Source organism: Corallincola spongiicola, from assembly GCF_004284785.1.
GTDB classification, from domain to species: Bacteria; Pseudomonadota; Gammaproteobacteria; order Enterobacterales; family Neiellaceae; genus Corallincola; species Corallincola holothuriorum.
The window spans coordinates 1,129,353-1,141,586 of the sequence record NZ_SHLY01000001.1; the positions used below are offsets into that span (position 1 = coordinate 1,129,353).

The window sequence follows — 12,234 nt, forward strand, 5'->3', positions numbered from 1 at the left end:
AATAAAACTGCGCGTAATCCACTCTAAATTAAAAACATTCGTAATAACTAAACAAATAGATATAGACATTTGAGTCAATTACTTTTTTGATGTCTTAAGTTAAATATGTTTATTATAAAGGTTACGCAGTTGTTACAATTTTTTAAATGGATTTAATTAGTGTTTTCTTTTGTAGCTATTTGCGTAATGGATGCGTGATGCAGTTTTATAGCGCTACTTTAAATTCAAGGATAAGAAATTTTGATATGAAATTATCTAAATTATTTCTCGCAACACTGGCATTTAGCCAGATCCCCATGGCCGTTGCCCACAATTATGGTGAAGCACTACAAAAATCTATTTATTTCTATGAAGCACAGCAATCAGGTGCTATCCCATCGTGGAACAGAAATGAATGGCGCGGTGATTCTGCAATGCAGGATGGTCAAGACAACAATGTTGACCTAACGGGCGGTTGGTATGATGCCGGAGACCACGTTAAATTTGGTTTTCCAATGGCAGCGACAGCGACCATGCTGGCATGGGGTGTCGTTGATTACCGGGATGCTTACGAGCAAACCGGCCAATTAACACATATTGAAAACAACTTACGCTTTGTTGCTGACTACTTTGTGAAAGCCCATGCTGCTCCTAACGTGCTTTACGGCCAAGTAGGTAAAGGCTCAGTTGACCACTCATGGTGGGGAGCTGCGGAAGTGATGCGTATGCAACGCCCTTCCTACAAGGTCGATGCTCAGAACCCCGGCTCAGACTTGGCAGGCGAAACCGCTGCGGCGTTAGCAGCTATCTCAATCGTGTTTAAACAAACTGATCCCACTTATGCCGCGACGTTACTGACCCACGCAAAACAACTTTACAGTTTCGCCGATAAATATCGCGGTAAATACTCTGATTCGATCACTGATGCTAAAGCTTTTTATAATTCCTGGAGCGGCTATCAGGACGAATTAGTATGGGGCGCACTTTGGCTTTATCGCGCCACCGGTGATAGCGAGTTTCTAGTCAAAGCAAAAGACGAATATAAGCACCTAGGGACAGAGTCTCAAACCAATACTAAGTCATACAAGTGGGGACAGGCCTGGGATGATAAGGCGTACGGTTCGTACGTACTGATGGCATCACTCACCGATGAGTCTGAATATCAGGCTGACGCTGAGCGCTGGTTGGATTATTGGACCGTAGGTTATAAAGGCAGCAAAGTACGTTATACACCGGGCGGTATGGCATTCCTCGATACTTGGGGCGCAGCGCGCTACACCGCTAATACTTCTTTTGCCGCACTCGTGTACTCAGATTACTTGAAGTCTCGCGACCTGAAAAAAGACAAAGCAGATATCTACTATAACTTTGCCAAGGGTCAGTTAGATTACATCTTGGGTGATAACCCGCTGAATATCTCTTACCAGATCGGTTACGGCAATTACTATCCAACTAAGCCACATCATCGTACTGCCCACGGTACGTGGAATGACAGCTCTAGTCAGCCAGTGGAAAACCGTCACCTCTTGGTTGGTGCGCTGGTGGGTGGTCCTGGTTTGGATGATTCATGGACCGATGATCGTGGTGATTATGTTAAGAATGAAGTAGCGACAGATTACAACGCGGGCTTTACCTCTGCGCTAGCACGCTTGTGGCTAGATGAGGGTGGCACACCGATTCCGGCATCTCAGTTCCCAGTAGCGGAAGTCCGTGATACCGAATTATTTGTTGAAGCCAAGGTTAACTCTGAAGGTCCACGTTATATCGAGCTAAGTACAAAGGTGCACAACCACACTGCTTGGCCGGCAAGAACAACCAGTAACTTGAAGTTTCGTTACTGGGTTGATTTAACCGAAGTTTATGACGCTGGCTACACCGCGAATGACGTATCTGTATCAACAGCATATTCTCAAGGTTCGGGCATCTCCGGTTTACACGCCTGGGGAGATAAAGCTGACAACCTGTACTACGCCGAAGTTAGTTTAGAAGGTGTCGACGTTTATCCGGGTGGCCAATCAGCCTCGAAAAAAGAGGTGCAGTTCCGTTTGTCTCTACCCACCAATACCAATCGTTCTGATTGGGATAACAGCAATGACCCTTCGTGGGATAACTACGGTTCAGGCACCAAGAACGCACCGAAGATCGCGCTCTACGATGGTGACACCTTAGTTTGGGGTGAAGAGCCGAGTGCCTCTTGTGGTGACAGCACGGGTATCAACTGTGCCCCAGTAGCCAAAGGGGCACAACTAGTCACCGCTTATGAAACACCGGTACAGGCCATGCTGATGGGTAGCGATAGTGATGGTTCCATCGCTAAGTACCAAGTGGCGATGCAGCCGCAGCAAGGTGTAGTCAGTATCGACGGTGATATCGCGCAATATACGCCTGACGACGGTTTCTTCGGTGACGATAAGTTCAGCTTTACTGTGGTTGATAACGATGGCGCAGTGTCTTCTGCCGCTGACGTGACAGTACAGGTGGCTGCGCCAATCATCCCTGCCGTAGCAATCACATCACCCGCGGATGGCGATGAAGTGAAAGCCGGTGAGTCAATTGATGTACGCATTAATTTAAAGAATGCCCATGGCGCCAACCTTTACGTAGACGGCATTTTGATTGATAGCCGTGTGGGTAATGGTTCGATCAAAATACAGATACCAGATCAAGCAACGCAAATTGAAATCACTGTGGTAAGCACTGATGAACAAGGTGAAGAACTTGCCGCACAAGACAGTGTAAGACTGACCGTGATTGAAGAAGCTGATCCCGTAGATCCGGTTGATCCTGTCGATCCAATTGATCCGGTACAACCGGGAGATATCAGCTGCCAGATTGGTTCGGTAGATCAGTGGCACAGCGGGTTTGTTTTAAACAACATCAGCATCACCAATAACGGCAACGAAGCTATTGATGGTTGGAAAGTGAAACTGTTGTTCAACGAATCTGTTGCCTTTGTGAATGGTTGGAATGGTGTGATGGAGATGACAAGTAATGGCCGCGTGCTTCACGTTAGCCATATGTCTTACAACAGCAAAATCCAACCCGGACAAAGTACCAGCTTTGGCTTGCAAGGTGAGCACGGCGGTAATTTTACTGCCCCTGATTGCCAGCTAGATAAGTAAATTTTTGATAGATCGTCCACCGAACGGCTGCTCGCAAGGGCAGCCAATATCAAACAAAAATGAAGAAATATGATGAAGAAATTTAAACGGAATTTATTGTCTCAGCTTACTTCGGCCGCACTGTTTACCTCATTGAGTGTTGGTGCTATCGCAGCACAGTCGACAAACAACGACGATTGGCTGCACGTAGAAGGTAATCAAGTTAAAGACATGTACGGCAATACAGTTTGGATGACAGGTGCCAACTGGTTTGGTTTCAATACCACTGAGCGTGTATTTCACGGCCTTTGGTCTGTCAATCTAGAGAATACGCTGCAAAGCATTGCCGATCGTGGGATTAACATCCTGCGAGTACCTATCTCTACAGAGTTGCTTTATGAATGGCAGAATGGTCAGGCATCTAAAGCGCAAGTAAATAGCCACACTAATCCAGATCTTGCCAATGCGACCTCACTGGATGTTTTCGATGCCATGGTCGTTGCGTCGAAAAAAGTCGGTTTAAAAATCTTACTCGATGTTCATAGTGCCGAAGCCGACAACATGGGTCACTTTGCACCGCTTTGGTATAAGGGTGAAATGACGTCAGAGGTGTACTACTCCACATGGGAATGGGTAACTGAGCGTTATAAAAATGATGACACCATTATTGCGTTTGATCTAGAGAATGAGCCCCATGGCAAACCTTGGGCAGACAGCGAATTTGCCAAATGGGATAACTCCAGCGACGAAAATAACTGGAAATATGCCTGCGAAACGGCAGCAAACCGTATTCTCGACATCAACCCAAACATGTTGGTGATGTGTGAGGGTATTGAGTCTTTCCCTGTGGATGGTAAAACATGGACTAGCCGTAACGATGATAGCTACCACAGCACTTGGTGGGGCGGAAACCTGCGCGGCGTGAAAGATTACCCAGTTGATTTAGGCGACCGCCAAAGTCAGTTTATGTATTCCCCCCATGACTACGGCCCATTGGTTCACAAGCAGCCTTGGTTCTATGCCGGATTTAATAAAGATTCACTCTATAAAGATGTCTGGAAAGACAACTGGATGTTCATTCATGAAGAAAACATTGCCCCGCTATTGATTGGTGAATGGGGCGGCTTCATGGATGGTGGAGACAATGAAACATGGATGGTTGCAATGCGTGACCTGATCATTGAAAACCGCCTGCACCATACTTTCTGGTGTATCAACCCGAACTCTGGCGACACCGGTGGTTTGTTGGACCATGATTGGACAACATGGGATGAAGAAAAATACGCCCTGTTTGAGCCTAGCTTATGGAAAAATGAACAAGGTAAATTCATTGGTTTAGATCACCAGATCGCTTTGGGCAGCAGTAAAACAGGCCTTAGCCTGAATGAGTATTACCAGAACCAAACCACGTCGGTCACCATCTTATCGCCGCAAGCGGGTAGTCAGGTAATGGCTGGAGCCAACGTCAACATTGGTTACAACTTGACCAAAGCCGAGAAAGTAAACGTTTATGTCGATGGTAAGTTCGTAAAAACAGGCCCAGCCACGGGCAGCGTCAGTGTGAAAGCTCCTGCTGATGAAGGTAACTTCACCATTAAGCTAGTGGCGGTCGATAACGCTGGAACTGAACTATCTGAAATGGATTCCGTGTCTTTGACCGCGGTTCAAGAAGCACCTTTGAACCCTGAGATTGGCCTAAAATCCCCTACCGATGGTACTCAAGTTGAAGTCAATGCACCCATTAACATAGAAGTGTCTTTAAATGATGCGGCTGGTTTTGAGGCAGTATTGGGCGGCGAAACCATGCGCTTTGATGGTATGCGTGGTCAGATCAACGCACCAGCGACGGCCGGCAGCTATGAGCTGGTAGTCACCGCACTGGATGATCAACAGCAGTCACTGCAGGTCAGCGACCGTACCATAATTGAAGTGGCTGCCGTTGAAAGCGGTGAAGTGTCTTGTGAGCTGGGATCGGTTGATGTCTGGCATTCAGGCTTCGTTCTCAACAACATTAAGGTCAGCAACAACAGCGGTGACAAAGTGACGGCATGGCGTGTGGTACTTGAATTCCCCACCGCTGTCGCCTTAGCTAATGGTTGGAACGGCGAATTCTCAGCCGAAGCGCAATCAATCAAGGTAAGCAATGTGTCCTATAACGGCAATATCAATCCGGGCCAAAGCACCTCATTTGGTCTGCAAGGTAGCCACAATGGCGACTTTAGCGAACCGACATGTCACGTGGAGTAATCGCTTAGTTCAAGTGTTGTGGGGTGCGTAGGAAAAAGCGCATACCGCAACATTTATGACGATCGACTGAACAGCCGAGCCCCGCATATGTGGAGCTCGGCGCATAGGCGACTAAAACACCACATAGAGCAATGAATAGGTCATTTGGGCGCTCTGACGAGGAACTTCAACGGCTTGAAAATGTTCTTTGAATAAATCGATCGGTAAGATACTGCTCAATTAATACAGCTATGGTTGCAACTTGCAGAGCAAACTAAGAGTACAACAATGAAAAGAGATAAATAGGATCTGAAACATATCGATTTTTTTTGGCGTCATGTTGACGTGTACAGATCTCATCAGAAGAGAGATCAACGGTATACGCCTAATCTATCGTCCAACTAAATCCGTTCCCATGCCTTTTTCATACCATCTGACCAGCTGATATCGTCAAAAAAGAGCGTATTCAGAGTTGAGCAGTTCAAACTTGATGCAAGGAGCTATAACAACAGCAGCAATGCCGCAGCACCAGCAATAACGCTCGGAGACCACCACGGAAGTTGGAACTCGGTTTCTCCGACGGGTGTTGCATCATCAGCCGAAATAACCGGCTCCATCTTTTTTCGCCCTTCCATTTGGTGGATCTCCACCATTGAGGGTCGATCTTTGGGGATAAAGCCAACGGAGTCGTCTGAGTGCAAGACCTTGTCGAGGGTAAAGAAATAGCTTTTCCCCTCATGGGTGTGTAAAACCAAAGTGTCACCGCTTTCAATACCAGTCAGCCAGGCTTGGCGTTTACCTAACTCTGCGTCTGGTTCTGATACGGGCACAGCCACATAACGAGTTGTGGTGCAGGCAGACAGCAGAATTGCCATAACAAACATTATCAACTGTCTTCGCATTACCGTTTCTCTTATTCCATAGCTATTGGCCGCGGAGTTAACGCGGCACAGTATTCATTAAAGCGCTTATTGAATTATGCGTCTTTCGATTTAAAGGGCAGCAGCGACTTCAGCGCCGTCACGAATAGCACGTTTAGCATCAAGTTCTGACGCCAGTTTCGCACCACCAATCAAATGCACTGACGCACCTTGCTGTAACAACTGGTCATAAAGATCGCGCTTTGATTCTTGTCCCGCGCAGAGAATAACATGATCAACATTCAGCAGTTGCTGCTGACCTTCAACTTCAATATGTAAACCATCGTCATCAATTCTCAGATATTGCACGGCTGCCATCATCTTAACGCCATGTTGCTTCAGTGCTGCCCTGTGGATCCAGCCAGTCGTTTTGCCCAGGCCGGCGCCTACTTTACTGCTTTTTCGTTGCAGCAGATATATCTGACGGTGCGATTTATCTTGTTTACTTTCACTTACCTGCTGTACATCAGGCTTTTCTTTTAAACCACCAGGCGTAGCCAATGCCGGATCGATACCCCAGGTATCTAACCAGCGAGGTAAATCGGTGGTCGTCGATGGATGCCCTTCAACCAGATACTCCGCTACATCAAAGCCAATGCCACCAGCACCAATAATCGCGACCTTTTCCCCTACTGGTTGATGCTCTCGCAATACATCGAGATAACCCAACACCTTATCGTGATCGATACCTGGGATCGGTGGCGTTCGTGGCGTAATCCCCGTAGCGATGATAATTTCGTCGAATTGTTGCGATAACAGTGACTCACAGGTTTGCGCTTCCCCTAAGCATTGCTCAACCCCCGCGGTCATCAAACGATGACGGAAGTAACGTAGGGTTTCGTAAAACTCCTCTTTGCCGGGGATCTGCTTGGCATAATTGAACTGCCCGCCAATATCGTTATCTTTGTCAAACAACGTCACTTGATGACCACGCTCCGCTGCATAACAAGCCGCCGACAAGCCCGCAGGGCCGGCACCGATCACTGCGACGCGTTTGGCTTGTATCGCAGGTTTAATGACTAATTCAGTTTCATAACATGCCAGAGGATTGACTAAACAACTGGCACGCTTGCCTTTAAATACATGGTCGAGACAGGCTTGGTTACAAGCGATACAGGTATTAATCGCTTCCGCTTGGCCGGCAGCAGCCTTGTTAACAAAGTCAGCATCAGCCAACATAGGCCTCGCCATCGACACCATATCGGCATCGCCTCGGGTGAGGATATCCTCAGCCACTTGCGGATCATTAATTCTATTAGTTGTAACTAAAGGTATCGAGACTTCATCTTTTAGTTTGGCCGTAACCCAACTAAATGCAGCGCGGGGAACACTGGTTGCGATGGTTGGTACCCGTGCTTCATGCCAGCCGATCCCCGTGTTAATGATGGTAACGCCAACTTGCTCCAGCCACCTAGCCATCGTAGGCAGCTCTTTCATACTCACCCCTTGATCGACCAGTTCCAGCATCGACAACCGGAATACAATAATAAATTCTTTACCAACCTGAGCACGGATCGCTTTGATGATCTCCAATGGAAAGCGCATACGGTTTTCCAGCGAACCGCCCCACTGGTCGTTACGTTTGTTGGTACGCGGGCAAACAAACTGATTGATCAGATAACCTTCCGATCCCATCACCTCAACGCCGTCATAGCCCGCTTGCTGCGCCAGTGTCGCTGTTTTAGCAAACTGCTTGATCGTGCGTTTGACCATACCGTCAGTCATCGCTTTTGGCTTAAATGGGTTGATTGGCGCCTTGATGGCGCTGGGTGCAGCAGAAAATGGGTGATAGGCATAACGCCCCGCATGCAAGATCTGCAAGCAGATCTTGCCGTCATGCTGATGTACGGCATCTGTGACCTTTCGATGTTTAGCCACCTGAAAGCCAAAGCTGAGCTGTGAACTATGGGGAGCTAGGCGGCCCCGAAAATTTGGTGAGATCCCCCCCGTCACAATTAAGCCAACCCCACCTTTGGCACGGGCGGCATAAAAAGCCGCCAATTTATCAAAACCACCCCGCTCCTCTTCCAAGCCGGTGTGCATTGAACCCATCAACACTCGATTACGTAGAGAGGTAAAACCCAAGTCGAGGGGAGTCAGTAAGTTGGGATAGCTTTTGTTTGTCATGGTGTAGGGCCATCTTTCATTTATTGTTTTTGTTGTACCCAGCTTAATGGTCATACCAGTTGTCGGCAAGTGCCATAGTTCTAATTTGCTACATCTGGTAATTACAATTATTTACAAATTCCGTTACGTTACTTGCCCACAAGGATTTAACATTTCAGTGTGCCCTAATCGGATTAGAAGATTTGATGAAATATCTAAAGAAGTTTTTCAGCTTTATTGGCAAAGCGCTGACCACCACCCGTTCGGTATTAACCAACTTGTTGTTTGTGGTCTTCCTGCTGGTGTTCCTCACCACCCTATTTGCTGACAAAGGGCCTAGCATGCCCGAAAAAGCCGCCTTAATACTGAGTATTCAAGGCAATGTGGTTGAGCAAAAAGTATCAGTTGATCCCGCAGAAGCCTTCACTAAACAGTTATTAGGCGGTAAAGAGAAGCCAAAAGAAACGCTACTCAAAGATATAATCTTCGCCATCGAAAACGCTCAACATGACCAACGCATCAAAGCATTAGTCATCGAAACCCGTGACATGGCGCCCACCGGCCTCAACAAGTTGCAAGCGATCGGTGCCGCCATTGAGGCGTTCAAAGCTTCCGGCAAGCCAGTGTTTTCTATCGGTGACTACTACGCACAGCATCAATATTATCTAGCCGCCCATGCGGATGAGGTCTATCTCAATCCCCAAGGCATGGTGATGCTGGAAGGCTTCGGGCGCTATCGCACCTACTTCAAATCGTTGTTGGAAAAACTAAAAGTAACACCCCATGTGTTCCGCGTTGGTACCTTTAAATCAGCGATAGAGCCTTATATTCGTGATGATATGTCGCCAGCCGCAAAAGAAGCCAACATGGCCTGGATGAATGACCTGTGGACGGCGTACAAGCAGGACATTGCGACACAACGAGGCCTTGACGAAGAGAAGCTGAATTTCTCCATCCAGTCGCTATTAAGCAACTTGAAAGCTGTGGATGGTGACTTCGCACAGATGGCACTGAACACGGGGCTGGTTGATGGCTTAAAAACTCGTGAAGAACTGCGTCAACCGATCATTGAGGTGGTTGGCCAAGATCCTGAGCACAAAAGCTTCAACCAAGTATGGTTACAAGAATATCTAGCCGTTATTCGCCCACACCAGGCTCCCCATGAGCATAAAGACCGCGTCGGCATCGTCATTGCTAAAGGCACCATCTTAAATGGTGACCAACCAGCGGGCACCATTGGCGGTGATAGCACTGCGCGTTTGCTTCGCCAAGCGCGGCTAGATGATGCAATTAAAGCGGTTGTACTGCGCGTGGACAGCCCAGGCGGTAGTGCTTTCGCCTCAGAGCTGATCCGAAATGAAGTTGAAGAGCTGAAGCGAGCAGGTAAACCTGTGGTCGCATCAATGAGTACCTATGCAGCCTCCGGTGGTTACTGGATATCTGTCAGTGCTGATGAGATATGGGCGGCACCGACCACCATCACTGGCTCCATTGGCATCTTCGGCATGATCACCACGATAGATCGCGCCCTTGATCATATCGGCGTGCACACAGACGGCGTAGGCACAACGGACATTGCCGGGTTAGGCATTACCCGTCCGTTAGATCCAGGCGTCAGCGAAATCATCCAGCGCACCATCGAGCACGGTTACCACCAGTTTATCGGGCTGGTTGCTGAAGAACGTGAAATGACCCCTGAGCAGGTCGACAAGATCGCTCAAGGCCGCGTTTGGAGCGGTAAACAAGCATACGAACTCGGCTTAGTAGACAATTTGGGCACACTGCAAGATGCAGTGTCTGCAGCAGCTGATTTAGCTGGTCTCAGTGCTTATGATGTTGATGAGGTTCAGCGCCCCATGAGTTTCAGAGAACATTTAGTCAATCAACTGCTTAATGGCAGCGCCATGATCATAGCTAACGAACAGGGTCAAGAGTTCAGTGGTTTCCAACCCCAGAGCCAGATCATGATCGAGTTAAAGCGCATGTTTAGTGACCTGTCGGTACTGAATGAGCTAAATGATCCAATGGGTGCCTATGCTCGTTGTCTGGGCTGCGAAATCTATTAAACTCATAACAATTTTTCTCATCTGAAAAACGTTAAAAAGGTCGTATTTGCCAATGGCAGATACGACCTTTTCACGTATGCTAGCAATATGAAAAGACGTAAAATTTATATCGCCTATACAGGCGGCACTATCGGTATGCGCCAATCTGCCCATGGCTATATTCCGGAACCCGGCTTCCTACAAGACGTGTTGCAGAAAATGCCTGAGTTCCGCCGTGAGGAGATGCCAGATTTTGAGATCCATGCCTATCAGCCGCTGATTGACTCATCTGACATGACGCCGACCGATTGGCAAAATATTGCTGACGATATCGCGCGTAACTATGACAAATATGATGGTTTTGTTGTCCTGCATGGCACAGACACCATGGCATATACTGCCTCGGCGTTGTCATTTATGTTGCAAGACTTAGATAAACCCGTGGTAGTCACGGGCTCACAGATCCCGCTGGCTCAATTACGCTCTGATGGCAGAGAAAACTTGCTGGATGCCCTTTTTCTGGCAGCCAACTACCCAATTCCAGAGGTATCTCTGTGCTTTAATCACACGCTATTTCGTGGCAACCGCACAACTAAAGTCCACGCCGATGGCTTTAATGCCTTCGGTTCGCCAAACTTTCCCCCGCTACTTGAAGCGGGGATCCAGATCCAATTAGTCAGTGGCGAAGTGAAACGACCGTCAGGTAGGCCTCTGCGCGTTCAATCCGTCACATCGCAACCGATCGGTATGGTCAGCCTATATCCAGGGATCTCTGCAGACGTGATCGCCAATATCTTACGCCAACCGGTCAAAGCCATGCTGTTACACAGCTATGGCGTAGGGAATGCGCCGCAACATAAGCAGATGCTCGAGCTGCTCAAGCAGGCATCGGATCAAGGGATCATTTTGGTGAACTGCACCCAGTGCCTGAAAGGCAGTGTCAATATGGATGGTTATGCCACAGGACAAGCATTACGAGATGTTGGTGTGATCAGTGGCTATGACATGACCACAGAAGCCACGCTGGCGAAACTGCACTACCTACTCAATCAAGCACTCTCCCCTGCGCAGATAAGAGAAAAAATGCAGATAAGCTTAAGAGGCGAACTAAGTAAGCACTAACGCCTTTAGCGACGCAGCACACCTTTCTGGCCGTAAAACTACGCGCTACCTGGCGCCTTTACTAATTAAAAGGCGCCATTCTCTTTTAGCAGAGCAAAAATCCCTTCAGCCATTTGCTGATAACCTTGTTGATTGAAATGCACATAATCAGATTTCAAGCTTGGTGAGCGTTGAAGTGCCGCCATTAAATTACCGTCAAACACCAGATCGTACTCTTCTGCTAATTCTCGATATAAAGCGGCAGAGCTGGAGAACAAGCTTTTTTCCGGTATGCCGACTAATACCACTGGGATCCCTCTGCCCTGTGCCATCTCGATCATCTTTGCCAAGTTCTGTTTTGTCTCGTTAGCTGGGCGATTCTGAAGAATATCATTCCCGCCTTCAATCAAGAGCAATAGCTCCGGCATCGTCTGATCCAAAAGGAAAGGTAAACGCTTGAGACCTTGTTTAGTCAGCTCTCCCGAGACCCCGGCATTTATCACGTCACGGCCACTAAGCTCCGCCAATACTGACGGATAGCTATAAATACGCTCAACGCCATAGCCTGCTGTCAGACTATCACCAAACGCCAAAATACGCGCACCATAGGGTAGCGGCTGTAACTTGGGCTGCGAACAACCGGATAAAGTCATAGTCATTATGACTAATAATATTGCGAGCCAATTGCAACGACAGAACACTGCTCTCTCCTCTTTTGCTATCGTCGGTAGATAAAGCGCCAGAAACAAAAGAAGC

At 47.9% G+C, this 12,234-nt stretch carries 7 protein-coding genes; 4 read left to right on the forward strand and 3 right to left on the reverse strand.

What is annotated here, in order from left to right; all coding sequences use genetic code 11:
• Positions 1 to 245 precede the first annotated feature (245 nt).
• Positions 246 to 3,101, forward strand: a complete 2,856-nt coding sequence (locus EXY25_RS04930) for a glycoside hydrolase family 9 protein (RefSeq protein WP_130565917.1) — start codon at positions 246 to 248, stop codon at positions 3,099 to 3,101.
• A 69-nt stretch (positions 3,102 to 3,170) separates the two neighbouring features.
• Positions 3,171 to 5,327: a cellulase family glycosylhydrolase gene (locus tag EXY25_RS04935; protein ID WP_246019500.1), complete on the forward strand. Its 2,157-nt coding sequence runs from the start codon at positions 3,171 to 3,173 to the stop codon at positions 5,325 to 5,327.
• Positions 5,328 to 5,806: 479 nt separating this feature from the next.
• Here EXY25_RS04935 and EXY25_RS04940 read toward each other — a convergent pair whose 3' ends face one another.
• Complete coding sequence (locus tag EXY25_RS04940; protein WP_165419265.1) at positions 5,807 to 6,208, reverse strand: hypothetical protein; 402 nt, start codon at positions 6,206 to 6,208, stop codon at positions 5,807 to 5,809.
• A gap of 90 nt (positions 6,209 to 6,298) precedes the next feature.
• Positions 6,299 to 8,353: an FAD-dependent oxidoreductase gene (locus EXY25_RS04945; protein ID WP_207232106.1), complete on the reverse strand. Its 2,055-nt coding sequence runs from the start codon at positions 8,351 to 8,353 to the stop codon at positions 6,299 to 6,301.
• 185 nt (positions 8,354 to 8,538) lie between these two features.
• Here EXY25_RS04945 and sppA point away from each other — a divergent pair, with 185 nt between their 5' ends.
• On the forward strand, positions 8,539 to 10,398 hold the full coding sequence (gene sppA, locus EXY25_RS04950; RefSeq protein WP_130565920.1) for a signal peptide peptidase SppA: 1,860 nt from the start codon (positions 8,539 to 8,541) through the stop codon (positions 10,396 to 10,398).
• A gap of 87 nt (positions 10,399 to 10,485) precedes the next feature.
• The gene (gene ansA, locus EXY25_RS04955; protein WP_130565921.1) at positions 10,486 to 11,499 is read left to right on the forward strand and encodes an asparaginase; all 1,014 of its coding nucleotides are present in this window, start codon (positions 10,486 to 10,488) and stop codon (positions 11,497 to 11,499) included.
• A 65-nt stretch (positions 11,500 to 11,564) separates the two neighbouring features.
• On the opposite strand, the gene EXY25_RS04960 is transcribed toward ansA, so the two are convergent.
• Positions 11,565 to 12,137: an arylesterase gene (locus EXY25_RS04960; protein WP_130565922.1), complete on the reverse strand. Its 573-nt coding sequence runs from the start codon at positions 12,135 to 12,137 to the stop codon at positions 11,565 to 11,567.
• Positions 12,138 to 12,234: the final 97 nt, after the last annotated feature.